The organism is Streptomyces sp. NPDC060232 (assembly GCF_042726555.1).
Taxonomy (GTDB): Bacteria; Actinomycetota; Actinomycetes; order Streptomycetales; family Streptomycetaceae; genus Streptomyces.
This window is the reverse complement of the sequence record NZ_JBHXAG010000007.1, coordinates 36667-62092: the sequence shown is the minus strand read 5'-3', so window position 1 is coordinate 62092 and position 25426 is coordinate 36667. Positions and strand designations below refer to the sequence as shown.

At 72.7% G+C, this 25426-nt stretch carries 21 protein-coding genes and 1 pseudogene; 18 read left to right on the top strand and 4 right to left on the bottom strand.

The features are described 5' to 3' along the window. Positions 1-80 precede the first annotated feature (80 nt). From ACFWFZ_RS12790 to ACFWFZ_RS12770, 5 genes and pseudogenes are all read left to right on the top strand, one after another. The gene (locus tag ACFWFZ_RS12790; RefSeq protein ID WP_387120825.1) at positions 81-794 is read left to right on the top strand and encodes a hypothetical protein; all 714 of its coding nucleotides are present in this window, start codon (positions 81-83) and stop codon (positions 792-794) included. A 375-nt stretch (positions 795-1169) separates the two neighbouring features. Beyond that, a complete protein-coding gene (locus ACFWFZ_RS12785) occupies positions 1170-2015 on the top strand; it encodes a DegV family protein (protein ID WP_387120822.1) in 846 nt (281 codons plus the stop codon). A 374-nt stretch (positions 2016-2389) separates the two neighbouring features. Continuing rightward, complete coding sequence (locus ACFWFZ_RS12780) at positions 2390-3178, top strand: helix-hairpin-helix domain-containing protein (protein WP_387120819.1); 789 nt, start codon at positions 2390-2392, stop codon at positions 3176-3178. 140 nt (positions 3179-3318) lie between these two features. Continuing rightward, positions 3319-5541: pseudogene (locus ACFWFZ_RS12775) on the top strand (ComEC/Rec2 family competence protein); the annotation flags it as partial. Positions 5542-5677: 136 nt separating this feature from the next. Next, complete coding sequence (locus ACFWFZ_RS12770; RefSeq protein ID WP_387120816.1) at positions 5678-6559, top strand: YceI family protein; 882 nt, start codon at positions 5678-5680, stop codon at positions 6557-6559. Positions 6560-6574: 15 nt separating this feature from the next. Here the strand turns inward: ACFWFZ_RS12770 and ACFWFZ_RS12765 are convergent, their stop codons facing one another. Continuing rightward, on the bottom strand, positions 6575-6817 hold the full coding sequence (locus tag ACFWFZ_RS12765) for a hypothetical protein (RefSeq protein ID WP_030031475.1): 243 nt from the start codon (positions 6815-6817) through the stop codon (positions 6575-6577). A 76-nt stretch (positions 6818-6893) separates the two neighbouring features. Between ACFWFZ_RS12765 and holA the strand changes: the two genes are divergently transcribed. Continuing rightward, a complete protein-coding gene (holA, locus tag ACFWFZ_RS12760) occupies positions 6894-7886 on the top strand; it encodes a DNA polymerase III subunit delta (RefSeq protein WP_387120813.1) in 993 nt (330 codons plus the stop codon). 213 nt (positions 7887-8099) lie between these two features. On the opposite strand, the gene rpsT is transcribed toward holA, so the two are convergent. Continuing rightward, complete coding sequence (gene rpsT / locus ACFWFZ_RS12755) at positions 8100-8360, bottom strand: 30S ribosomal protein S20 (protein WP_030030523.1); 261 nt, start codon at positions 8358-8360, stop codon at positions 8100-8102. 281 nt (positions 8361-8641) lie between these two features. Between rpsT and lepA the strand changes: the two genes are divergently transcribed. The 4 genes from lepA to ACFWFZ_RS12735 all read left to right on the top strand — a co-directional run bounded on the left by lepA (position 8642) and on the right by ACFWFZ_RS12735 (position 14695). Beyond that, positions 8642-10507, top strand: a complete 1866-nt coding sequence (gene lepA, locus ACFWFZ_RS12750; RefSeq protein WP_030649859.1) for a translation elongation factor 4 — start codon at positions 8642-8644, stop codon at positions 10505-10507. A 235-nt stretch (positions 10508-10742) separates the two neighbouring features. Further along, positions 10743-12635, top strand: a complete 1893-nt coding sequence (locus ACFWFZ_RS12745; RefSeq protein WP_387120808.1) for an AMP-dependent synthetase/ligase — start codon at positions 10743-10745, stop codon at positions 12633-12635. Between the two features lie 148 nt (positions 12636-12783). Continuing rightward, positions 12784-14016, top strand: coding sequence for a radical SAM family heme chaperone HemW (hemW, locus tag ACFWFZ_RS12740; protein ID WP_387120806.1), 1233 nt, complete (start codon positions 12784-12786; stop codon positions 14014-14016). Between the two features lie 82 nt (positions 14017-14098). Beyond that, the gene (locus tag ACFWFZ_RS12735; RefSeq protein ID WP_046774938.1) at positions 14099-14695 is read left to right on the top strand and encodes a Uma2 family endonuclease; all 597 of its coding nucleotides are present in this window, start codon (positions 14099-14101) and stop codon (positions 14693-14695) included. On the opposite strand, the gene ACFWFZ_RS12730 is transcribed toward ACFWFZ_RS12735, so the two are convergent. Together ACFWFZ_RS12730 and ACFWFZ_RS12725 are read right to left on the bottom strand one after the other, a co-directional pair. Further along, complete coding sequence (locus ACFWFZ_RS12730) at positions 14673-15482, bottom strand: DUF3097 domain-containing protein (protein ID WP_387120802.1); 810 nt, start codon at positions 15480-15482, stop codon at positions 14673-14675. The two genes, ACFWFZ_RS12735 and ACFWFZ_RS12730, sit on opposite strands and share 23 nt — an antisense overlap. 34 nt (positions 15483-15516) lie before the next feature. After that, positions 15517-16236 (bottom strand): MBL fold metallo-hydrolase, encoded by a 720-nt coding sequence (locus tag ACFWFZ_RS12725; RefSeq protein ID WP_387120798.1) that lies wholly within the window; start codon positions 16234-16236, stop codon positions 15517-15519. Positions 16237-16389: 153 nt separating this feature from the next. Here ACFWFZ_RS12725 and hrcA point away from each other — a divergent pair, with 153 nt between their 5' ends. From hrcA to ACFWFZ_RS12685, 8 genes are all read left to right on the top strand, one after another. Then, positions 16390-17406 carry a heat-inducible transcriptional repressor HrcA gene (gene hrcA / locus ACFWFZ_RS12720; protein WP_030027783.1) on the top strand — a complete coding sequence of 339 codons (1017 nt, stop codon included), beginning with the start codon at positions 16390-16392 and terminating at the stop codon, positions 17404-17406. Then, positions 17407-18546 carry a molecular chaperone DnaJ gene (gene dnaJ / locus ACFWFZ_RS12715; RefSeq protein WP_030027782.1) on the top strand — a complete coding sequence of 380 codons (1140 nt, stop codon included), beginning with the start codon at positions 17407-17409 and terminating at the stop codon, positions 18544-18546. A gap of 157 nt (positions 18547-18703) precedes the next feature. After that, positions 18704-19795, top strand: a complete 1092-nt coding sequence (locus ACFWFZ_RS12710) for a nitronate monooxygenase (RefSeq protein ID WP_387120794.1) — start codon at positions 18704-18706, stop codon at positions 19793-19795. Further along, complete coding sequence (locus ACFWFZ_RS12705; protein ID WP_387120790.1) at positions 19792-20535, top strand: 16S rRNA (uracil(1498)-N(3))-methyltransferase; 744 nt, start codon at positions 19792-19794, stop codon at positions 20533-20535. Before ACFWFZ_RS12710 ends, ACFWFZ_RS12705 begins: the two co-directional genes overlap by 4 nt. Positions 20536-20614: 79 nt before the next feature. After that, positions 20615-20974: a histidine triad nucleotide-binding protein gene (locus ACFWFZ_RS12700; protein ID WP_387120787.1), complete on the top strand. Its 360-nt coding sequence runs from the start codon at positions 20615-20617 to the stop codon at positions 20972-20974. 3 nt (positions 20975-20977) lie between these two features. After that, positions 20978-21883 carry a ribonuclease Z gene (locus ACFWFZ_RS12695; protein WP_387120784.1) on the top strand — a complete coding sequence of 302 codons (906 nt, stop codon included), beginning with the start codon at positions 20978-20980 and terminating at the stop codon, positions 21881-21883. Positions 21884-21978: 95 nt separating this feature from the next. Then, positions 21979-23157: a carbohydrate kinase family protein gene (locus ACFWFZ_RS12690; protein WP_387121318.1), complete on the top strand. Its 1179-nt coding sequence runs from the start codon at positions 21979-21981 to the stop codon at positions 23155-23157. A 148-nt stretch (positions 23158-23305) separates the two neighbouring features. Beyond that, complete coding sequence (locus tag ACFWFZ_RS12685) at positions 23306-25417, top strand: PhoH family protein (protein ID WP_387120781.1); 2112 nt, start codon at positions 23306-23308, stop codon at positions 25415-25417. Positions 25418-25426: the final 9 nt, after the last annotated feature.

Below are 25426 nucleotides of genomic sequence, written 5' to 3'. Positions count from 1 at the left end.
GGGGTTCGATTGGAACCCCTGGCCTGCCTGTGGCGTTTACGGTGGAGGGGAAGAGCTGATGCCTGGGGAAAGGGGCCGTCATGGAGGTGGCGTTGATCATCTTCGCGTTGATGTTGCTGGTCGTCGTCGGCCTCGGCGCGTACCTCACGGTCAAGGCGGTGGGCGCGGCCAAGCGGGGCGTGGAGCGCACAGTCGTGCAGGCCCGGCGCACGGTGGAGGACACCGCGCTGCGGGCCAAGAGCTTCGGCCAGGTCGGGGTGGCCGGAGCGCTCGCGCAGCTGCGGCTGGACCTGCGGACGTCGATGCGCGCCACCCAGCAGGCGCTGGCCGAGGGGGTTCGGGAGGACGCCTCGCTGCGGGAGTCCCTCGGGCTGTTCGAGCGGCTGAGCGCGCACGGGCACGAGCTCGACGGGGAACTGAAGCGGCTGGAGCAGGAGCCCGACCGGCGGCGCACCGCCGACCTCCTGCCGGATCTGCGGGAGCGCGCAGCCAAGATCATCCAGGCGGCGGACTCGCTGCGGTGGGCCGCCCGCGACCGGGCCCTGCGCTTCGCGGAGGGCGACCTGTCCCTGCTGTCCGACCAGATCGAGATGGAATCGGGCGCGCTGCGCGACTGGTACCGCGAACCGGTGGACGACCTGGCGGCGGCAGCCGCCGAATGGGACGCCACCCAGTCCGCGCAGACCCCCGAGCCGGCGTCTACGCCCCCGCCCCCGCCTGCGGCCCTGAACCCGCCCACTCCCACGATGCAGTACCCGTGGCAGAAGACCCGCCGCCCGGAGAGCGCCGGCTGAGAGAGGCCTGCGACCCGGGCGTTCGGGTCTCCGGGCGGCCCGCCGGGGTCTCGGGGGGCGGACACCCCCTGGGCGCACGGGCGAGCTCGGGGTCCTGAGGCCCGGGGAACGGTGTGTGGTCCAAAGGGCGGAGCCCCCAGGCGGTCCGGCAGCGCCCCGGGAGCGGGCTCGCGGGGCGGAGCTCCGAGTTCCGGGAAGGGGCGGGGTGGGCCCCGCAGACTCCCGGGCGCCCCCGGCGCCACCCTCCGGCGCTACCCCCGCCGCGCTGCCCGTAGGCTCGACCCGCCTCCGGCGGAAGCCGAAGCCGCCGCGCTCCCCGCCCCGGCCAGGGGCCCCGGCTGCCGTCCCGCCCCCACGAGCGGTAACCTCCGCCTCATGTCCCGCCATGTCGCCATCGTCACCGATTCCACGGCCTACCTGCCCCGACCGGCCATGGCGCGGCACGGAATCACCGCCGTCCCGCTCACCGTCGTACTGGGCGGAGAGGCCCTGGAGGAGGGCACCGAGATCTCGGCGCGCAGTCTGGCCCTCGCCCTTCAGAAGCGCCGCTCGGTCACCACCTCCCGCCCCAGCCCGGAGGAGTTCGTACGGGCCTACCAGGCGGCCGCGGACGCCGGGGCTGCCGGCGTCGTCAGCCTGCACCTGTCCGCCGAGTTCTCCGGGACCTACGACGCCGCCGTGGTGGCCGCCAGGACCGCGCCCGTGCCCGTACGCGTCGTGGACACCGGCATGGTCGCGATGGCCCTCGGATTCTGCGCGCTCGCCGCGGCCGAGGTCGCCGAAGCGGGCGGCACCGTGGACGAGGCCGTGGCGGCCGCCGAGAAGCGGGCGGCGGACATGGCCGCGTACTTCTATGTCGACACCCTGGACTACCTGCGCCGCGGCGGCCGGATCGGGGCCGCGCAGGCCCTGCTGGGCTCAGCCCTCGCGGTGAAGCCGCTGCTGACCCTGGACGGCGGGCGGATCGAGATGCTGGAGAAGGTGCGTACGGCCTCCAAGGCCATCGCCCGCCTGGAGGAGCTGGCCGTCGAGCGCGCCGGTTCCGCGGGCGTGGACGTGGCGGTGCACCACCTGGCGGCGCCGGAGCGGGCCGAGAAGCTCGCCCAGCGGCTCCGCGAGCGGATTCCCGGCCTGGTCGAGCTGCACGTCAGCGAGGTCGGAGCGGTCATCGGCGCGCACACCGGGCCGGGGCTGCTGGCGGCGGTCGTCTCGCCCCGCTGATCACCGGAACGAGTGGCGCGGTTATCCACAACGGGTCTGCCATCCACCGGAATTGAAGCCTCCGGACGGCTGTCGAAATCTGCCCCTACGGTCGTGGCATGACTCTTCGAACGCGTACTCCGTATCCGTCGGGCGCCACCAGCGGCCCGGGCCGTTCCCGTCTCTCCGACAGCCGTCTCCGGTACGGCCGTGGCCGCGGCAGGCGCCGCCACGGCCTCCGTGCCGCGCCCGCACAACTTCAGCATTCCGACCCCGACCCCGACGCCGTTCCCGACCCCGACCCCGTTCCCGACCCCGTTCCCGACCCCGTTCCCGATCCCCATTGCGATCCCGGCCCGAGCCCGGATCGGGACCCGCAGAGGCATACGGACGCGGTGCGGCGGAGGGCCGAAGCCCTGTTCGGCGGAGCCGGCCCGCCGCAGGCGTCGCCGCCGGCCGCGCAGGAGCCTGCGGCACCGTCCGGGGAGGCGGCCGCCCTGCCCACCGGTACCGCGCGGAGGCTGGCGGTGCGGGAGCGGCTGCCGGTGTGGCTGCAGGCCCGGTGCGCGGTGGAGGCGCGCACGGTGGCCGCGGTCGGTGTGGTGCTGGTCGCCGCCGTCGGCTTCGCCGGGCAGCAGTACTGGTCGGCCCGGCCGCGGGAGGTCACCGCCCCCGCACTGGCCGGCCCCGCGGTGGTGCCGGCGGGGGCCACCGCCTCGGCCGCGACACCGGCCGCGGCAGGTGGCGGCGCGGGGCCCGCGCCGATCGTCGTCGACATCGGCGGCAAGGTCCGGGATCCGGGAGTCCGGCGGCTGCCTGCCGGTTCCCGCGTCGAGGACGCGCTGGCCGCAGCCGGGGGAGTGCGGCCGGGCACGGACACCACCGGACTGAACCGGGCCCGGGTGCTGGTGGACGGCGAACAGGTGCTGGTGGGCGTGATCGCGACGGACCGGCCGCCGCCCGGAGGAGCCGTGCCCGGCGGACCGCCCGCCGGGCCGCTCAGCCTGGGTTCGGCCACCGTCGAGCAGCTGGACGGCCTGCCGGGGGTGGGGCCGGTCCTGGCCCAGCACATCGTCGACTTCCGCACCGCCCGCGGCGGCTTCCGTTCCGTGGAGGAGCTCCGCCAGGTCAACGGCATCGGCGAGCGGCGCTTCGCCGACCTGCGCACGCTGGTGCGGCCGTGAACCGCCCCGCAGGCCCCACGGATCTGCGTCTCGCGGTGCCCGCCGTGGCCGCCTGGGCGGCGGCCGCTCTCGCACTCGGCGCACCCGCCGGGCGGACCGCCCTCGGAGTGGGCCTGGCGGTGGTCGGCGCGGGAGTGCTGATGCTGCTCCACGGAGGGCGCCCAGAGGCGCTGTGGAGGGTCGCCCCGGCCGTGGCGGCGGCCCTGCTGTGCGCGGCCGCCGGAGCGGGCGTCGCGGGGCTCCAGCTGGCCGAGGCGCGGGCCGGGCCGGTCGCCGGGCTGGCGAGCCGGCACGCCCGGGTCCTCGCCGAGCTGACCGTCGCCTCCGATCCCAGGACCGCGCGCAGCGGGAGCGGGCCGCCGGTGGTGGTGCTGGACGCGGTGGTGACCCGGGTGACCGGGCCCGACGGGGCGAGCACCCGGGTCACCACCCCGGTGCGGGTGCTGGCCGGGCACGCGGAATGGGCCCGGCTCCTGCCCTCCACCCGGGTGGCGGTGGTCGCCCGGCTGGCCCCGGCGCAAGGCGGTGAGCGGGCCGTGGCACTGCTCCGCCCGGCCGGTGACACACCGCCGGGGGTGACCGGCGGCCCGGACACCGCCCAGCGGCTGGCGGGGCGGCTGCGGGCCGGGCTCCGCGAGGCCACCGAGGGGCTCGCACCGGATGCGCGGGCCCTGCTGCCAGGGCTGGTCGTCGGGGACACGTCCAGGGTCCCGCCCGACCTGCACGAGGCCTTCCGGGCCACTGATCTGCTCCACCTGCTGGCCGTCTCCGGGTCGAATCTGACCGTGGTGCTGTTCCTGCTCATCGGGCCCCCGGCCCGCGCGCAGCAGGCCGAGCGGCGCGGGCTGGCGCCCCGCCTCGGACTCTCCCTGCGGACGACCGCCCTGTGCGGGACGGCCCTGGTGCTGGCGTTCGTGGTGGTGTGCCGGCCGGAGCCGAGCGTGCTGCGGGCAGCGGCCTGCGGGGCGGTCACCCTGCTGGCCATCGCCACCGGCCGCCGCAGGTCGCTGATCCCCGCCTTGGGGGCCGCGGTGCTCCTGCTGGTGCTCTACGACCCGTGGCTGGCCCGCAGTTACGGCTTCCTGCTCTCGGTCCTGGCCACGGGGGCGCTGCTGACCCTCGCTCCCCGGTGGAGCGCGGTCCTGCGGCGGCGCGGGATGGGGCCCCGGCTCGCCGAGGCGGTGGGCGCCGCCGCTGCCGCCCAGGCGGTGTGCGCGCCCGTGGTCGCCGTGCTCGCGGCCCGGGTCAGCCTGGTGGCGGTGCCGTGCAACCTGCTGGCCGAGCTGGCCGCCGGTCCGGCGACCGTCCTCGGCTTCGCCGCGCTGACGGCCGCCCCGCTCTGGATGCCCGCCGCGGAGGTGCTCGCCCGGTGCGCCGGGGTGCCCGCGGGGTGGATCGCCGCCGTGGCGCGGGCCGGGGCGAGGTTCCCGGGCGCGGAGCTGCCCTGGCCGGGCGGGCTCACCGGCGGCCTGCTCCTGGCCGCCGCCACCCTGGCGGTCGTCGTGATCGGCGCCCGGTGGGGGCGGCGGCGGTGGCTGTGTGCCGCGCTGGCGGTGCTGCTGCTCCTCGCGGTACTGCGGCCGCCGCAGCTCACCCGTACGCTCACCGGCTGGCCCCCGCCCGACTGGAGCTACGTCCAGTGCGCCGTGGGGCAGGGGGACGCGGCGGTCCTCGCCGTCGGCCCGGGGGAGGCAGTGGTCGTGGACGCGGGCGCGGACCCCGGGCCGGTGGACGCGTGCCTGCGCGAACTGGGAGTGAACCGGGTGCCGATGCTGCTGCTGACGCACTTTCACGCCGACCACGTCGGAGGCCTGGCAGGCGTCCTGCGGGGCCGGTCCGTGGGGGTGATCCAGGTCACCGTGCTGGAAGAACCGCCCGGGCAGGCCGCGTTCGTCCGCCGGACCGCGGCGGCCGCCGGGGTGCCGGTCGTACCGGCGGTGCAGGGGGAGCGGCGGCGGGCCGGCCCGTTCGAATGGCAGGTGCTGTGGCCGCCAGCGGCCGGGTCGCCCTCCGAAGGGCCCAACGACGCGAGCGTCGTCCTGCTGGTGCGCGGCGCCGGGCTCACCCTGCTGCTGCTCGGCGACCTCGAACCCGAGGCGCAGCAGGCCCTCCTGAGGGAGCATCCGCAGCTCGGTCCGGTGGACGTCCTCAAGGTCGCCCACCACGGCTCCGCGCACCAGGATCCCGGGCTGCACGAGCGGGTCCGGCCGCGACTCGCGATTGTTCCCGTCGGCACAAAAAACCGCTACGGGCATCCCGCGCCCGGTACGCTCGCCCGCCTGCGGACCGTGGGGGCGACGGTGCTGCGCACCGACACCGACGGTTCGATCGCCGTCAGTGGAACCGGCGTTCGGCTGCGTGCGTTTCCAGCCAGGAGACGGCGTATGCGACGCGGGCATACCGGGCGCGACCGCTCTGTTTGCCCACAACCCGACAGCATGATCGAATGCGTCTTCGCCAGAGCGGTCCAAGTCCACACAGCACGGGGGTGCACACGTCATGTTCGGTCGCCGACGGGGGATGGAGTCGGCCGGAGGTTCCAGCCCGCACACATCCGCGACACTGACGCTGCCGCCGACGGCGGGTCTGCTCAGCTGCCGGGTCCTCGACACGGTCCACCGGCCTGTCCGGCAGGCCGCGTTCGAGGTGACGGATCCGATCGGCCGCCGGATCGTCAGTGGCGAGACCGACCCGTTCGGCGGCTTCACGGCCGCCGTGCCGGAGGGGGAGTACCGGCTCTCCGTCACCGCCGAGGGGTACACGCCGTTCCACGGGGTCACGCTCGTGGGAGACCCGGCCCAGCCGGGTACGGGGGAGATCATCCTCGACGCGGTGGAGCCGCCGGTCCTGCCGCAGCCCGGCCACTGGGAGCTCGACCCGGCGCACTCGTCCATCGGCTTCACGGCCCGGCACATCGGCCTCGCCCGGATCAACGGACGGTTCAACACCTTCGCCGGGGCGGTCCGGATAGCCGACCGCATGGAGGACTCCTCCATGCACGTGATCATCGACGCGGCGAGCATCGACACCGGGGTCCGGCTGCGCGACGACCACCTGCGGTCGGGGGACTTCCTGGACGCGGTCCGCCACCCCACGGTGGAGTTCTACAGCGAACGGTTCATCCACCGCACCGGCAGCCGCTGGGCGGTCGCGGGCGCCCTGACCCTCCACGGAGTGAGCAGGTCGGTGACCCTGGACACCCAGTATCTGGGTCTCGGCACGGGCATGGAGGGCGAGGTGCGGGCGGCCTGCCGGGCCACCGCCGAACTGCACCGCGAGGACTTCACCCTCAACTGGCAGTCGGTGCTGGCCCACGGGATCGCGGCGATCGGGTCGAGCGTGGACGTGACACTGGACGTCCAGATCGTGCACAAGGCCTGAGACTGCGGACACTCCTCACGGAGCCTCCAGCCAGCCCTCGTACTCGGCGGCGAGGTCGTCCAGAGCGGTGGCGTCGAGCCGTTCCCGTGGGTCCTCGACGACCACCAGCCACTGGGCGTCCTCGGCGTCGTCCTCGCCGGCCAGCGCGTCGCGGACCAACTGCGGTTCCTCCGGGAGGCCGAAGCGGTCGACGGCCTCCTGCGCCACCTCCTCGGCGGCGTCGCGGTCGGGCAGGACCAGTACATGTCGCACGTTCACCGGGCCATTGTCGAATACACGGCGGAGGGGGCCGGGGCGCGGGGGGCTGTCAGTGCGGCGTGGGATGCTGGAGGCGATGGCCACCAGGAAGAACCCCACCGACGATCCGCTTGCCCCGATCACCCTCGCGGTGGGGCAGGAGGAGCTGCTGCTCGACCGCGCCGTGCGGGAGGTGGTGGCGGCCGCCCGTGCCGCCGACGCCGACACCGACGTCCGCGACCTCACCTCCGACCAGCTCCAGCCCGGCACGCTCGCCGAGCTGGCGAGCCCCTCGCTCTTCTCCGAGCGCAAGGTGCTGGTCGTGCGCAACGCGCAGGACCTGTCCGCCGACACGGTCAAGGAGGTCAGGGCCTACCTCGCCGCGCCCTACGAGGAGATCGCGCTGGTCCTCCTCCACGCGGGCGGGGTCAAGGGCAAGGGTCTGCTGGACGCGGCGCGCAAAGCCGGCGCCCGGGAGATCGCCTGCCCGAAGATGACGAAGGCGGCGGACCGCCTCGCGTTCGTGCGGGGGGAGTTCCGCACGCTGGGCCGTTCGGCGACCCCGGAGGCGTGCCAGGCGCTGGTCGACGCGATCGGCAGCGACCTGAGGGAGCTGGCGAGTGCCGCGGCGCAGCTGTGCGCGGACGTCGAGGGGACCATCGACGAAGCCGTCGTCGGCCGCTACTACACCGGCCGGGCAGAGGCCTCCAGCTTCACCGTCGCCGACCGGGCGGTCGAGGGGCGTGCGGCCGAGGCCCTGGAAGCCCTGCGCTGGTCCCTGGCCACGGGCGTGGCCCCGGTGCTGATCACCAGTGCGCTGGCGCAGGCGGTCCGCGCGATCGGCAAGCTCGCCTCGGCCCCGCGCGGGGCCCGGCCCGGGGACCTCGCCCGCGACCTCGGCATGCCGCCGTGGAAGATCGACCGGGTCCGCCAGCAGATGCGGGGCTGGTCGGCGGACGGCGTCGCGGACGCGCTGCGTGCCGTGGCCGCCGCCGACGCGGGGGTCAAGGGCGGGGGCGACGATCCCGAGTACGCCCTGGAGAAGGCGGTCGTCGCGGTGGCCCGCGCTGCCCGCCCCCAGCGCCGCTGACCGGCCTGAGCCGTCCGCGCCCGCCCGCCCCCCGGAGCAGCGCGAAGGCCCCGGCCGTCACCCTGGGGAAGGGGGGCGGCCGGGGCCTTCGGTCACTGCTGGTGTTGCGCCGCACCCGCGTGGCGAACGCTTCGTGTGCGGAGCGGGGTGCCGGTCAGGAGCGGGAGAGAGGGCCCGCTGGGTCCCTTCCGGCGATCACATCGAGTGCGGAACTCAGATGGCGGCAACCTTGGAGGCCAGCGCCGACTTCTTGTTGGCGGCGGCGTTCTTGTGGATGACACCCTTCGAGACGGCCTTGTCCAGCTTCTTGGAAGCCAGGCGGGCCGCAGCGGTGGCCTTCTCCGCGTCGCCGGCGAGGATGGCCTCGTTGGCCTTGCGGATGAAGGTGCGCAGCTCGGACTTGACCGACTTGTTGCGAAGGCGAGCCTTCTCGTTGGTCTTGTTCCGCTTGATCTGGGACTTGATGTTCGCCACGAAAGAGCCTTTTCAGGTTCAGAGTTTGATCTTCGGATTGTGTCCCTCCCCCGGACTTCGTCCGGAGGGACCCCCTGCTGAGAGGGCATACGAGACACAGCTGCCCAGGCTACCAGGCGCGCTCCTGGCGGCCCAAACCGAGCGCACTGCCCCGTCCATGGGACCATGGGAGCCTGCGTATGGACCGACATCGCGCCGCCGAGAGCGACCGGAGCCGGACCGTCCGCTCAGACCGACGCTCCGAAACGCTTCCGACTGCGACCCGAGAATCAGGACACTGCGTGCCCGCGATCCCCAGCCACGTGCCCGAGCCGAGCCGTACCGACCCGGCGCTGATCCGCAACTTCTGCATCATCGCGCACATCGACCACGGCAAGTCGACCCTTGCCGACCGGATGCTCCAGCTCACCGGTGTCGTCGACCAGCGGCAGATGCGCGCCCAGTACCTCGACCGCATGGACATCGAGCGTGAGCGCGGCATCACGATCAAGTCCCAGGCGGTGCGACTGCCCTGGGCGCCCACCACGGGCGAGGGCCAGGGCAGCACCCACATCCTCAACATGATCGACACCCCCGGGCACGTCGACTTCACCTACGAGGTCTCGCGCTCCCTCGCGGCCTGCGAGGGCACGATCCTGCTGGTGGACGCCGCTCAGGGCATCGAGGCGCAGACCCTCGCCAACCTGTACCTGGCGATGGAGAACGACCTCGCGATCGTCCCCGTCCTCAACAAGATCGACCTGCCGGCCGCCCAGCCGGAGAAGTTCGCCGAGGAGCTCGCGAACCTGGTCGGCTGCGACCCCGACGACGTGCTGCGCGTCTCGGCCAAGACCGGCATGGGCGTGGACGCGCTGCTGGACAAGGTCGTCGCCACCGTCCCGGCCCCGGTCGGCGTCAAGGACGCCCCCGCCCGCGCGATGATCTTCGACTCGGTCTACGACTCGTACCGAGGCGTCGTCACCTACGTCCGTGTGGTCGACGGCCAGCTCAACAAGCGCGAGCGCATCCGGATGATGTCCACCGGCGCCACCCACGAGCTGCTGGAGATCGGTGTCTCCTCCCCGGAGATGACCCCGGCCGACGGCATCGGCGTCGGCGAGGTGGGCTACATCATCACCGGCGTGAAGGACGTCCGCCAGTCCAAGGTCGGTGACACCATCACCAGCCTGCACAACGGTGCGACCGAGGCGCTCGGCGGCTACAAGGACCCGAAGCCGATGGTCTTCTCGGGCCTCTACCCGCTCGACGGCTCCGACTACCCGGACCTGCGCGAGGCCCTGGACAAGCTCCAGCTCAACGACGCCGCGCTGGTCTACGAGCCCGAGACCTCCGCGGCCCTCGGCTTCGGCTTCCGCGTCGGCTTCCTCGGCCTGCTCCACCTGGACGTGGTCCGCGAGCGCCTGGAGCGCGAGTTCGGCCTCGACCTGATCGCCACCGCGCCCAACGTGGTCTACCGGGTCGTCCTTGAGGACGGCAAGGAAGTCACCGTCACCAACCCGAGCGAATTCCCCGAAGGCAAGATCAAGGACGTCTTCGAGCCGGTCGTCCGGGCCACCGTGCTCGCCCCGACCGAGTTCATCGGCGCGATCATGGAGCTGTGCCAGCAGCGCCGCGGCACGCTCCTCGGCATGGACTACCTCTCCGAGGACCGCGTCGAGATCCGCTACACCCTCCCGCTCGCCGAGATCGTCTTCGACTTCTTCGACCAGCTGAAGTCCAAGACGCGCGGCTACGCCTCCCTCGACTACGAGCCCACCGGCGAGCAGGCCTCCAGCCTGGTCAAGGTCGACATCCTGCTGCACGGCGACAAGGTCGACGCCTTCTCCGCCGTCTGCCACAAGGACGCCGCCTACGCCTACGGCGTGCGCCTCGTCGCCAAGCTGCGCGAGCTCATCCCGCGGCAGGCCTTCGAGGTGCCGATCCAGGCGGCCGTCGGCTCGCGCGTCATCGCCCGCGAGACCATCCGCGCCATCCGCAAGGACGTCCTCGCCAAGTGCTACGGCGGTGACATCTCCCGTAAGCGGAAGCTGCTGGAGAAGCAGAAGGAAGGCAAGAAGCGCATGAAGATGGTCGGCTCCGTGGAGGTCCCGCAGGAGGCCTTCATCGCCGTCCTCTCCAGTGACGAGTCCGGCGCCAAGAAGAAGTAGCCACCTCTCCGTCACCCGGCGTACACAGGCCCCCGCGCAATGGCGAGGGGGCCTGTTTCGTTATGAAGCGGCCGCTCGCCAACTCTTACGCGCACGCCGGACGCGCTCTAGTCTGATCACTGCTCGACGGTTACTCGCCAGTTTAAGAAGTCAACGGCTGCAAACCCGCCAGTCCCAAGCGCCCCCAGCGCCCCACGCCCACGCACTGCCCGCGTGGTTCGGTCCGGAGGATGTCGTGAGCGACACACAGACCTATCTCGAGAACCGCCCGCCCACGGTGGCGGTGCTCTTCCGTGAGCGCGTCGCCGCGACGCCGAACGACGAGGCCTACCGGTACCCGGTGCCCGCGGCCGGCGGTCAGGGCGCCGCGGACGACTGGAAGTCGCTGAGCTGGAGCCAGGCGGCCGAGCGGGTCTACGCCATCGCCGCCGGACTGCTCTCCCTCGGCCTCGAAACGGAAGAGCGCGTCGCGCTCGCCTCCAACACCCGGGTCGAGTGGATCCTGTCCGACCTCGGCGTGATGTGCGCGGGCGGCGCGGTCACCACGATCTACCCCAGCACCAACGCGGACGAGTCGGCGTTCATCCTCGCGGACTCCGAGAGCCGGGTCCTCATCGCCGAGGACGCCGCGCAGCTGGCGAAGGCCCGCGAGCGCCGCGCCGACCTGCCGAAGCTGCGCCACGTCGTGGTCCTGGAGGCCGCCGACGCGGTCGCCTCCGAGGGCGACCCGGAGGGCTGGGTGCTCTCGCTGGCCGACCTGGAGGCGAGAGGCAGGGAGTACCTCGCCAAGCACCCCGAGTCCGTCGACGAGCGCATCGCGTCCATCACCCCCGAGCAGCTCGCCACCCTCATCTACACCTCCGGCACCACGGGCCGCCCCAAGGGCGTCCGGCTGCCGCACGACAACTGGTCGTACATGGCCAAGGCCATGGTCGCCACCGGGCTGATCGGCAAGAATGACGTCCAGTACCTGTGGCTGCCGCTGGCCCACGTCTTCGGCAAGGTGCTGACCTCCGGGCAGATCGAGGCCGGGCACGTCACCGCGGTCGACGGCCGCATCGACAAGATCATCGAGAACCTGCCGGTCGTACAGCCGACGTACATGGCGGCCGTCCCGCGCATCTTCGAGAAGGTCTACAACGGCGTGGCCGCCAAGGCCCGGGCCGCCGGCGGCGCCAAGTACAAGATCTTCCAGTGGTCCGTCGGCGTCGCCCGCGAGTACGCCAAGGTCACGCAGGACAACTTCCGCCGCACCGGGCGCGCGACAGCCCCCTTCGCGCTCACCACCAAGCACAAGGTCGCCGACGCGCTCGTCTACTCCAAGCTCCGCGACGCCTTCGGCGGCAGGCTGCGGGCCGCCGTCTCCGGCGCGTCCGCCCTGGCCCCCGAGATCGGCTTCTTCTTCTCCGGCGCGGGCGTCCACATCCTGGAGGGCTACGGCCTGACCGAGTCCAGCGCCGCCTCCTTCGTCAACCCGGGCGAGGCCTACCGCACCGGCACGGTCGGCAAGCCGCTCCCCGGCACCGAGGTCCGCATCGCCGACGACGGCGAGGTCCTGCTGCGCGGCCCCGGCATCATGCAGGGCTACCACGGGCAGCCGGACAAGACCGCAGAGGTCCTGGAGTCCGACGGCTGGCTGCACACCGGCGACATCGGAGAGCTGTCGGCCGACGGCTACCTGCGCATCACCGACCGCAAGAAGGACCTGATCAAGACCTCGGGCGGCAAGTACGTCGCCCCGGCGGAGATCGAAGGCCAGTTCAAGGCGATCTGCCCGTACGTGTCGACCATCGTCGTGCACGGCGCCGACCGGAACTTCTGCTCGGCACTGATCGCGCTCGACGAGCCGTCGATCCTGACCTGGGCGGCCGAGAACGGGCTGGAGGGCCGGACGTACAAGGAGGTCCTGGCGGCGCCGGAGACCAACCGGCTCATCGAGACCTACGTCCAGACCCTGAACGAGGGCCTCCAGCGCTGGCAGACGGTCAAGAAGTTCCGGATCCTGCCGCGCGACCTGGACGTCGAGCACGGCGACCTCACGCCCAGCCTGAAGCTGAAGCGGCCGGTCGTCGAGCGTGAGTTCAAGCACCTGATCGAGGAGATGTACGAAGGCTCCCGCGAGGCGTAGCGCCTGCCGCGGGCCCGGCGGGGCGGGGCGACCGGGCAGCCCCGCACACCCCCTTCTCCGGCTCCGCCCCGGACCCCGCGCCTCGAACGCCGGCGGGGCCGGACGGGCGCGGGGCCGGAAGCCGTGCCGGGTGCGGGATGATGGGGGTATGCCTTCCGCACTCCCCGACGGTGAACCCATGCCCGAAGACGGCTCGCTGCCGTCGCATGCCCTGGCGGGCGCGGGGGAGCGGCCGCTCGGGTTCTACCTGCACGTCCCGTACTGCGCCACGCGCTGCGGGTACTGCGACTTCAACACCTACACGGCCACCGAGCTGCGGGGCACCGGAGGCGTGCTCGCCTCCCGCGAGAACTACGCCGACACCCTGATCGACGAGGTCCGCCTCGCGCGGAAGGTCCTCGGCGACGACCCGCGGCCCGTCCGCACTGTCTTCGTCGGCGGCGGCACGCCGACGCTGCTGCCCGCCGCCGACCTCGTACGGATGCTCGCGGCGATCCGGGACGAGTTCGGCCTGGCCGACGACGCCGAGATCACCACGGAGGCCAACCCGGAGTCCGTGGACCCGGCGTACCTGGCCGAGCTGCGCGCGGGGGGCTTCAACCGGATCTCCTTCGGCATGCAGAGCGCCAAGCAGCACGTCCTGAAGGTCCTGGACCGCACCCACACGCCCGGGCGCCCCGAGGCGTGCGTCGCCGAGGCGCGCGCGGCGGGCTTCGAGCACGTCAACCTCGACCTGATCTACGGCACGCCCGGTGAGAGTGACCAGGACTGGCGGGACTCCCTCGCCGCCGCCCTCGGGGCCGGCCCCGACCACGTCAGCGCCTACGCGCTGATCGTCGAGGAGGGCACGCAGCTGGCCCGCCGGATCCGCCGCGGCGAGGTCCCCATGACCGACGACGACGTCCACGCCGACCGCTACCTGATCGCCGACGAGGTCATGGCCCAGGCCGGCTACTCCTGGTACGAGGTGTCGAACTGGGCCACCTCGGAAGCCGGACGCTGCCTGCACAACGAGCTGTACTGGCGCGGCGCCGACTGGTGGGGCGCCGGGCCGGGCGCCCACTCGCACGTGGGCGGGGTGCGCTGGTGGAACGTCAAGCACCCCGGGGCCTACGCCGCGGCCCTCACCGAGGGCCGCTCCCCGGGCGCGGGGCGCGAGCTGCTCTCGGAGGAGGACCGCCGCGTGGAGCGGATCCTGCTGGAGCTGCGCCTCGTGGACGGCGTGCCGCTGGCCCTGCTCGCCCCGGCCGGCCTCGCGGCGTCCCGCAGGGCCCTCGCTGACGGCCTCCTGGAGCCGGGCCCCTACGAGGCCGGGCGGGGCGTGCTGACTCTGCGCGGCCGGCTGCTGGCCGACGCCGTGGTCCGCGACCTGGTCGACTGATCACCCGGCGGAGTGAATACCCCCGGATCCTTGTCCGGACTGCCTACGCTGTCCCTAGGCTGCCGCCGACAGCACGCGGCGGATGTGGAGGACCACGGAGATGACCGCTGTGGACGAGCGTGGGATGGCCAAGTTCTTCGAGGGGTTCCAGCCTCCCGACGGAGTCAAGGCCGAGCTCCTCCGGGGGGAAATCGTGATGATGGCCGGCCCCGATCTGGTGCACAACCTGATCGTGGAGGACGTGCAGGATCAGATTCCGCGCAAGCGGTGGGCGCGCCTTCAGACCCAGGACGTCGACATCGTCGACGAGGCGAGCGAACCCGTGCCCGATCTGGTGGTCCTGGATCGCGAGGCGCAGCCGGGGTCGGGCCGTCTCCTGCCCTCGCAGCTGATCACGCTGGTGGTGGAGGTCGTCTCCAAGACCAGCGTCGACCGCGACTACGTGGTCAAGCGCTCCGTCTACGCCGCGGGCCGGGTGCCCGCCTACCTGATCATCGACCCCATCGTCGCGCAGTGCGTCCTGCTGACGATCCCGGCCGGCAGGGGTGACGACGCCGACTACCGCTCCCAGAGGGTCTCGAAGTTCGGTGAGCCGCTGCCGCTGGAACTGCTCGGCATCGAGCTGGACACGAGCGACTTCGGAACCTTCGAGGGTGTCAGGCCCCACCGTCACCCGTGACGAAGTCGATGAGCTCCTCCACGCGGCCCAGCAGGGTCGGCTCCAGGTCCTTGTAGGAGCGCACCCGGGACAGGATGTGCTGCCAGGCGGCCCCGGTGTTCTCCGGCCAGCCCAGCGCCCTGCAGACGCCCGTCTTCCAGTCCTGGCCGCGCGGGACGGCCGGCCACGCCGGGATGCCCAGCGCGGACGGCTTCACCGCCTGCCAGACGTCCACGTACGGGTGGCCCACCACCAGCACGTCCGGCGAGGTCACCGAGGCGGCGATACGGGACTCCTTCGAGCCCGGCACCAGATGGTCCACCAGCACCCCCAGCCGGGCGTCCGGCGCCGGACCGAACTCCGCCACCACCGCCGGGAGGTCGTCGACGCCCTCCAGATACTCGACCACCACGCCCTCGATGCGCAGGTCGTCGCCCCAGACCCGCTCCACCAGCTCGGCGTCGTGCCGGCCCTCGACGTAGATCCGGCCCGCCCGGGCCACCCGTGCCCGCGCACCGGGGACGGCGATCGACCCCGACGCCGTACGGGCCGGTGCCGACGGCCCCCGGGGCGGGCGGACCAGGGTGACCACCGCGCCGTCCAGCAGGAAGCCCCGCGGCTCCATCGGGAACACCCGGCGCTTGCCGAAGCGGTCCTCCAGGGTCACGGTGCCCGCCTCGCAGGCCACCACCGCGCCGCAGAAGTCCGTACCCGCCACCTCGACCACCAGGTCCGGTTCCGCGGCGACCTCCGGCACGGCCTTGGGGCGCTTCCACTGCGGGGTCAGGTCGGGGGAGTACTCGCGCATCCGGCCGACACTAGGAGAGCCGCGCGCCCGCCGTCTACGACACGCCGGAACGGGCCGCCAGTGTGGCGCGTTGCGCACGCACGAACTCCGCGGTGACCACCGCTCCGTGACCCGGCACGTACAGCGCGTCCTCACCGCCCAGCGACAGCAGCCGGTCCAGGGCGGCGGGCCACTGCCGCGGCATTGCGTCCGGGCCAGCCAGCGGCTCGCCCGACTCCTCGACCAGGTCCCCGCAGAACACCGTCTCGCGTTCGCCCGGGACGAAGACGGCCAGGTCGTGCCCGGTGTGCCCGGGCCCCACGTTGGCCAGCAGCACCTGTACCCCGCCCAGCTCCAGCGTCCACTCGCCCGACACCGCATGGCCGGGCAGCACCAGCAGGTCCACCGCCTCGGCGGCCTCCTCCTCCGCGAGCCCGTGCCGCACCGCGTCCCCGCGCAGCTCCTCGCGGCCCGACGCGAGGAGCAGGTCCAGCCCGACCGCCCCGAAGACCTCGGCCCCCGCGAAGGCGGACGCGCCCAGTACGTGATCGAAATGCCCGTGGGTGAATGCGATATGGGTCACGCTCCGGCCCGTCAGCCGCTCTGCCTCCGCCCGTACCCGAGCGCCCTCGCGCACACTCGAACCGGGGTCGATCAGAAGGACGGACTCGTCCCCCACCACCAGCCCCACCGTGCAGTCCCACACCGGCAGACGCCGCCGGCCGGCCCGTCCGGTGAGCCGTTCCCAGCCCGCCTCTTCCCAACGCACGTCCATGCCGCGACGCTACCCTGGCGGGCCTCCCTTGCCAGGGTCTTACTGCCCGGCCGTACACTGAGCGGGGGATTCCTGGCACTCGAACGTACAGAGTGCCAACGAACGCCAGAACACGGCAGAACACGGCAACGGATCACGCTGGAGGTGTGCGCGATGCTCAGCGAACGCAGACTCGAAGTGCTGCGCGCCATCGTCCAGGACTACGTCGGGACGGAGGAGCCGGTCGGCTCCAAGGCGCTCACCGAGCGGCACCGGCTGGGCGTCTCGCCCGCCACCGTGCGCAACGACATGGCGGTGCTGGAGGAAGAGGGCTACATCGCCCAGCCCCACACCAGCGCCGGCCGGATCCCCACCGACAAGGGCTACCGCCTCTTCGTCGACAAGCTGGCGGGGGTCAAGCCGCTGTCGACGCCCGAGCGCCGGGCCATCCAGAACTTCCTCGACGGAGCCGTCGACCTCGACGACGTCGTCGGCCGTACGGTGCGGCTGCTCGCGCAGCTCACCCGGCAGGTCGCGGTCGTCCAGTACCCGAGCCTGACCCGGTCGACCGTCCGGCATGTGGAGCTGCTCTCGCTCGCCCCCGCGCGCCTGATGCTCGTACTGATCACGGACACCGGACGCGTCGAGCAGCGGCTCGTCGACTGCCCGAGCCCCTTCGGCGAGGCCTCGCTCGCCGACCTGCGGGCCCGGCTCAACAGCAGGGTCGTCGGCCGGCGCTTCACCGACGTGCCCCCGCTCGTCCAGGACCTCCCGGAGTCCTTCGAGGCCGACGACCGCGGCACGGTCTCCACCGTGCTGTCGACCCTCCTCGAAACCCTGGTCGAGGAGGCGGAGGAGCGGCTGATGATCGGCGGTACCGCCAACCTCACCCGCTTCGGACACGATTTCCCCCTGACGATCAGGCCGGTGCTGGAGGCGCTGGAGGAGCAGGTCGTGCTCCTCAAGCTGCTCGGCGAGGCCAACGAGTCGGGGATGGCCGTAAGGATCGGGCACGAGAACGCCTACGAGGGGCTCAACTCCACGTCGGTCGTCTCGGTCGGTTACGGTTCGGGCGGCGAAACGGTCGCCAAACTCGGCGTGGTCGGACCGACCCGCATGGACTACCCCGGAACGATGGGAGCGGTACGCGCAGTGGCACGTTACGTCGGACAGATCCTGGCGGAGTCGTAAGTGGCCACGGACTACTACGCCGTCCTCGGCGTACGCCGCGACGCATCGCAGGACGAGATCAAGAAGGCCTTCCGGCGCCTCGCGCGTGAACTCCACCCGGACGTCAATCCGGACCCGAAGACGCAGGAGCGCTTCAAGGAGATCAACGCGGCCTACGAGGTGCTCTCGGACCCGCAGAAGAAGCAGGTCTACGACCTCGGCGGCGACCCGCTGTCGTCCTCGGGCGGCGGCGGTGGGGCCGGCGGCTTCGGTGCGGGCGGCTTCGGCAACTTCTCCGACATCATGGACGCCTTCTTCGGCCAGGCCTCGCAGCGCGGCCCGCGCTCGCGGACCCGCCGCGGCCAGGACGCCATGATCCGCCTCGACCTGGAGCTGGACGAGGCGGCCTTCGGGACGACCAAGGACATCCAGGTCGACACGGCCGTCGTCTGCACCACCTGCTCCGGCGAGGGCGCCGCCCCCGGCACCTCGGCGCAGACGTGTGACATGTGCCGCGGCCGCGGTGAGGTCTCGCAGGTCACCCGGTCCTTCCTGGGCCAGGTCATGACCTCGCGCCCCTGCCCGCAGTGCCAGGGCTTCGGCACCGTCGTCCCGACCCCGTGCCACGAGTGCGCGGGCGACGGCCGGGTCCGCTCCCGCCGCAGCCTGACGGTCAAGATCCCGGCCGGTGTCGAGAACGGCACCCGGATCCAGCTCGCGGGCGAGGGCGAGGTCGGCCCCGGCGGCGGTCCCGCCGGCGACCTTTACGTGGAGATCCACGAGCTGGCGCACCCGACCTTCCAGCGGCGCGGGGACGACCTGCACTGCACGGTCACCATCCCCATGACGGCGGCCGCACTGGGCACCAAATGCCCGCTGGAGACGCTCGACGGCCTGGAGGAGATCGACATCCGGCCCGGCACCGGGTCCGGCCAGGCGATCCCGCTGCACGGGCGCGGCGTCACACACCTGCGCGGCGGCGGGCGCGGCGACCTGATCGTCCACGTCGAGGTCACCACCCCGACCAAGCTGGACGCCCAGCAGGAGGAGCTGTTGCGCCAGCTGGCGAAGCTGCGCGGCGAGGAGCGGCCCATGGGCCAGTTCGCGCCGGGCCAGCAGGGCCTGTTCAGCCGCCTGAAGGACGCGTTCAACGGTCGCTGACCGAAGGACGGAAACCGCTTCGAGCCCGGCCCGGGGATCCTCCGGCCGGGCTCTTCGCGTGGCTGCCGGAGCCGCCGGCGGGCCCGCCGGGAAGCGGACTATGCCAGGCGAATGCGGTGATTCGGCCCCATGGGCCGGACGTGGCACGATGCAGTCCATGTCCACCGCGGCGAACGGTCTCTCCTCCCACCCGATCGTGCAGGCCCCCATGGCGGGCGGCGCCTCCTGCCCGCCGCTCGTCGCCGCCGTGTGCGAGGCGGGCGGGCTGGGCTTCCTGGCCGGGGGCTACAAGACCGCCGACGGGATGTACCAGGAGATCAAGCAGGTACGCGCGCTCACCCGCCGCCGCTTCGGTGTCAACCTCTTCATGCCGCAGACCGGCCACGTCGACCCGGCCGCGGTGGAGGCGTACCGCGGGCAGCTGGCCGGCGAGGCCAGCTGGTACGCGATCTCGCTCGCAGAGGAGGACATCATCGGCACCAGCGACGACGGCTACGACGCCAAGCTCGCCATCCTCCTTGAGGACCCGGTCCCGGTCGTGTCGTTCACCTTCGGCTGCCCGGCCCCCGCGGCCCTCGCCGCCCTGCGCAAGGCCGGCACGTACACCGTCGTCACCGTGACCTCCGTGGAGGAGGCCCGCAGCGCCCAGCAGGCGGGCGCCGACGCCGTCTGCGTCCAGGGCGTCGAGGCCGGCGGCCACCAGGGCACCCACCGCGACGACCCGCAGATCGACGGCACGGCGGCGGTGGGACTGCTCGCGCTGGTGGCGCAGGTACGGGAGGCGGTGGCCCTGCCGATCATCGCGGCTGGCGGCGTCATGCGCGGTGCGCAGATCGCCGCACTGCTGGCGGCCGGCGCGGCGGCGGCGCAGCTCGGGACGGCCTTCCTGGTCTGCCCGGAATCGGGGGCGGACCCCGTGCACAAGAAGGCGCTGACCGATCCGCTCTTCGTCCGGACGGAGCTGACCCGGGCCTTCTCCGGGCGGCCGGCGCGCGGGCTGGTCAACCGCTTCATGCGGGAGCACGGCCCCTACGCGCCGGCCGCCTACCCCCAGGTCCACCACCTGACCTCGGGGCTGCGCAAGGCGGCCGCCGCGGCCGGCGACCCGCAGGGCATGGCCCTGTGGGCGGGCCAGGGGCACCGGCTCGCCCGGGCCCTTCCGGCGGCGCAGCTGGTGGAGGTGCTGGCGGCTGAACTGGCCGAGGCGCAGAGCACGTTGAAGGAAATGCAGATGAGGAGTGCGTCATGACGGCCCCGGTGTTCGTGGTCGAAGAGGTCCCCGCAGGGGCGGAGTTCGTCCTGGACGGCCCGGAGGGCCGGCACGCCGTGTCCGTGAAACGGCTGAACCCGGGCGAGCAGGTGGTCCTGACGGACGGCCGGGGCGGCTGGGCGGAGGCGGTGGTGAAGGCGGCCGAGGGCAAGGACCGGCTCGTCGTCGCGGTCACCTCGGCCGGCCGGGAGGAGGAGCCCGCGGTCCGCATCACCGTGGTCCAGGCCCTGCCCAAGGGGGACCGGGGCGAGCTGGCCGTCGAGACCATGACCGAGACCGGCGTGGACGCGATCGTGCCCTGGCAGGCCTCGCGCTGCATCACGCAGTGGCGCGGCGACCGCGGCGCCAAGTCCCTGGCCAAGTGGCGGGCCACGGCCCGGGAGGCGGGCAAGCAGTCCCGCCGGGTCCGCTTCCCGGAGGTGGCAGAGGCCATGTCCACCAAGCAGGTCGCGGCGCTGCTGGCCGGCGTCGACCTGGCGATGGTCCTGCACGAGGACCGCGACACCCCCTCGCAGGCCCTGGCCACGGCCGAGCTGCCCGCCTCCGGTTCCGTCGTCCTGGTGGTCGGCCCGGAGGGCGGGGTGTCCCCGGAGGAGCTGGAGGTCTTCGCCGCGGCCGGGGCGCACCCCTACCGCCTGGGCCGTTCCGTCCTGCGGACCTCCACCGCCGGCACCGCGGCCGCGGCGGTCCTGCTGGCCCGTACCGGACGCTGGGCCTGACCGGCCGGAACACACGCCCGCCGCGGGCGCCCGGCTGGATACGATGCCCCGACCGATCAACATCACGGGAGGGTGAGCAATGGCCGGGGAACCGCAGGCCGACTGCCTGTTCTGCAAGATCGTCGAGGGTGCCGTCCCGGCGACGGTGGTACGGGAGACCGAGACCACCGTCGCCTTCCGGGACATCAACCCGCAGGCGCCCACGCACGTGCTCGTCATCCCCAAGGTGCACTACCCCGACGCGGCCTCCCTCGCGGCCGCGGAGCCGGCCGTCGCCGCCGACATACTGCGTGAGGCCGCCCAGGTCGCCGCCGACGAGAAGATCGACGACTACGGCTACCGGGTCGTCTTCAACACCGGCTCCGGCGCCGGACAGACCGTCTGGCACGCCCACGCGCACGTCCTGGGCGGCCGCGGCCTCCAGTGGCCCCCGGGGTAGCACGTGTCCGTCAGAGAGTTCGTGGTGCTGGGCACCGCCAGCCAGGTGCCCACCCGCCACCGCAACCACAACGGCTACCTGCTGCGCTGGGACGACGAGGGCATCCTCTTCGACCCGGGCGAGGGCACGCAGCGCCAGATGCTGCGTGCCGGGGTGGCCGCGCACGACATCAACCGGATCTGCGTCACCCACTTCCACGGTGACCACAGCCTCGGCCTCGCCGGGGTGATCCAGCGGATCAACCTCGACCAGGTCCCGCACCCCGTCGCCGCGCACTACCCGGCGTCGGGGCAGAGGTTCTTCGACCGGCTGCGGTACGCCACGGCCTACCGGGAGACCGTGCCGCTCATCGAGGAACCGGTGTCCGAGGACGGGCCGGTGGCGCGCGGGGCCTCGTACGTCCTGGAGGCCCGGCGGCTCTCGCACCCGGTGGAGTCCTTCGGCTACCGGATCACCGAGCCCGACGGGCGCCGGATGGTGCCCGAACAGCTCGCCCGGCACGGGATCAAGGGCCCCGACGTGGGCCGGATCCAGCGGGAGGGACGGCTCGGTGAGGTCGCCCTGGAGGACGTGAGCGAGCCCAGGCCCGGGCAGCGCTTCGCGTTCGTCATGGACACCCGGCTCTGCCCCGGTGTGGACGAGCTCGCCGAGGGCTGCGACATGCTGGTGATCGAGTCGACCTTCCTCGACGAGGACGAACGGCTGGCCACCGACCACGGGCACCTCACCGCCGGGCAGGCGGCGCTGGTGGCGCGGGACGCGGGCGTACGGCACCTCGTGCTGACGCACTTCTCGCAGCGCTACACCGACCCCGCCGAGTTCGAGCGCCAGGCGCGGGCGGCGGGGTTCGAGGGGGAGCTCACCGTGGCCGCGGACCTGATGCGGGTGCCGCTGCCGAAGCGGGGCTGACGGGGGCGGCCCGGGGCGCATGCCGCCCCCGGGCCGGGCTTCCGCCGGTTCCGGCGACCGGCGCGGAGGGCATGTTCGAGGAGACCTGCGCCACACTGGGTTTTGATCCCGCCCCGGGCGGGAAGACCTGGCAGCTTTCACCGAGAAACGGCCCTTCGAGACCGACAGGGGAGACCACCGTGACCAGTGGGGACCTCGACAGCCGCACCGCAGCCCTGGACCCGCTCGGTCCGCTGCGCGACCCGGAGGAACCGGGCTGCGACGTCTTCCTGACCGGGACGGTCTTCCTCGACATCATCTTCACCGGCCTCGACTCGGCGCCCGTGCGCGGTACGGAGTCCTGGGCGCGCGGCATGGGCTCCAGCCCCGGCGGTGTCGCCAACATGGCCACCGCCCTGGCCCGGCTCGGCCTGCGCACCTCGCTGGCCGCGGCCTTCGGGGACGACCACTACGGCGAGTACTGCTGGGACGCCCTGGAGCAGGGCGAGGGCATCGACCTGTCCATGTCGCGGATCATCCCCGGCTGGCACAGCCCCGTCACCGTGTCGATGGCCTACGAGGGCGAGCGCACGATGGTCTCCCACGGCCACGAGGCCCCTCCGCCTGCCGGCCCCGGGGCCGTCCCGCAGTGCCCGCCGCGGGCCCGCGCCGCCGTGGCCTCGCTGGGGCCCGGCCGCGGCGAGGAGTGGATCGGCGAGGCGGCCCGGCGCGGCTCGCGGGTCTTCGCGGACGTGGGCTGGGACGAGAGCGGGCGCTGGGACCTGGGGGCCCTGGCCGACCTGGAGCACTGTGAGGCCTTCCTGCCGAACGCCGGCGAGGCGATGCGGTACACACGCACCGAGTGCCCGCGGGCGGCCGCCCGCGCACTGGCCGAGAAGGTGCCGATCGCGGTGGTGACCCTGGGCCCCGAGGGCTCGTACGCGGTGGACGGGCGCACCGGGGAGACGGCGCACGTCCCCGGCATCGCTGTCGACGCCCTGGACCCCACGGGGGCGGGGGACGTCTACGTGGCGGGCTTCGTCACCGGCACCCTGGCGGGCTGGCCGCTGGCGGACCGGCTGGCCTTCGCCGGGCTGACCGCCGCCCTGTCGGTCCAGGAGTTCGGCGGCTCCCTGTCGGCCCCCGGCTGGCCGGAGGTGGCCCACTGGTGGCGGGCCGCCCCGCACGCGCTGCGCGGCCGCTACGGCTTCCTGGACGACCTGATCCCGTCGGCCGCGACACCTGCCGCCCGGCGCAGGGCCGTGCCGACCATCGGCTTCCCGCACTCCGCGTAGCCGGGGAGCCTCGGAGCCGGGCAGCCCCGGGGGCGGCGGGTAAAACCTCTCGGGGAAGCAGCGGCGGCGACGTACGCTTGGTATTCCGGAGGTCGTCGATCGGCGCGGCCCCTCAGCGGGAGGTATGCGCAGGCCACAGTGCCGGCCCATGACTCAGACATCGACAGCCCACATCCCCGCGCCGGGGCAGGCGCGAGCGCACTTCACCGTACCGGCGACGCACCCGATGGTGACGGTGCTCGGCTCGGGCGACGCCCTGTTGCGCGTGATCGAGAAGGCCTTCCCGAAGGCCGACATCCATGTTCGGGGCAACCAGGTCAGCGCGATCGGAGAAGCGGCGGAAGTCGCCCTGATCCAGCGACTGTTCGACGAGATGATGCTGGTGCTCCGCACCGGGCAGCCGATGACGGAGGACGCAGTGGAACGCTCGATCGCCATGCTCAAGGCGAGCGCGAACGGCAACGGCGACGGGCCCGAGACGCCCGCCGAGGTGCTCACCCAGAACATCCTCTCCAGCCGCGGCCGCACCATCCGCCCCAAGACCCTCAACCAGAAGCGGTACGTCGACGCGATCGACAAGAACACGATCGTCTTCGGCATCGGCCCCGCCGGTACCGGCAAGACCTACCTCGCCATGGCCAAGGCGGTCCAGGCCCTGCAGTCCAAGCAGGTCAGCCGGATCATCCTGACCCGGCCCGCCGTCGAGGCGGGGGAGCGGCTCGGCTTCCTGCCGGGCACCCTGTTCGACAAGATCGACCCCTACCTGCGCCCGCTCTACGACGCGCTGCACGACATGCTCGACCCCGACTCGATCCCGCGGCTCATGGCGGCGGGCACGATCGAGGTCGCGCCGCTGGCCTATATGCGGGGTAGGGCGCAGCCGGTCTTCACCAACGTACTCACGCCGGACGGCTGGCGCCCCATCGGTGATCTCCAGGTGGGCGACCTCGTCGTCGGGTCCAACGGCGAGCCGACCCCGGTCCTCGGCGTCTACCCGCAGGGCGAGAAGGACATCTATCGCGTCACGGCCCAGGACGGGTCCTGGACGCTGAGCTGTGGCGAGCACCTGTGGACGGTCAGGACGCGCGACGACAAGCGCCGTGACAAGCCGTGGCGGGTCCTGGAGACCAAGGAGATGATCGGCAACCTCCGTGCGGGACACGCCCGCCGTTACGAACTGCCGATGCTCACCGCTCCCGTCGCCTTCCCCGAGCGTGAGGTCCCCATGGACCCCTACGCGCTTGGTCTGCTGCTCGGCGACGGGTGCCTCACCGGCTCCACCACGCCCTCCTTCTCCACGGAGGACGAGGAGCTCGTCCGAGCCCTGGAGACGGCGCTTCCCGGAGTCACCGCACGACACAAGGGCGGTCCCGACTACGTCCTGAACAGGACGAAGTCCCCCGGCGACGTGGTCACACTGGTGAATCCGGTCACCCGGGCGATGCGTGAACTGGATCTGCTCGGCAGCCGCTCGCACTCCAAGTTCGTGCCCGACGACTACCTGTTCAACACGGCGGAGGTCCGCCTCGCGGTCCTGCAGGGCCTGCTCGACTCCGACGGCGGCCCGGTCACCCAGCGGGACCGTACCTGCCGGATCCAGTACTCGACTGCCTCGATCGTCCTGCGGGACGACGTGATCGCTCTCGTCCAGTCGCTCGGCGGGGTGGCCTACACCCGGCGGCGCATGGCGGAGGACCGGGTGCAGGGCACGGCCATCGCCGCACACCGGTACGACGCGCACGTCGTCGACATCCGGCTCCCCGAGGACGTCGAGCCCTTCCGGCTCGCTCGCAAGCGGGACGCGTACCACGCAGCTGGCGGCGGTGGGCGTCCGATGCGCTTCATCGATTCCATCGAGCCCGCAGGCCGCGAGGAGGCGGTGTGCATCCAGGTGGCTGCCGAGGACTCGCTGTACGTGACGCAGGACTACCTGCTGACGCACAACACGCTCAACGACGCGTTCGTGGTCCTCGACGAGGCCCAGAACACGACCACCGAGCAGATGAAGATGTTCCTGACCCGGCTCGGCTTCGACTCGAAGATCGTCATCACCGGTGACATCACCCAGATCGACCTGCTCGGCGGGGCCAAGAGCGGTCTGCGCCAGGTTCAGGAAATCCTCGACGGGGTACCCGACATCCACTTCTCCAGGCTCACGTCCGAGGATGTCGTCCGGCACAAGCTGGTCGGCCGTATCGTCGACGCGTACGAGAAGTACGACGACGGCCAGCAGGCCGTCAACGGCTACCAGCGGAAGTAGAACCCAGCG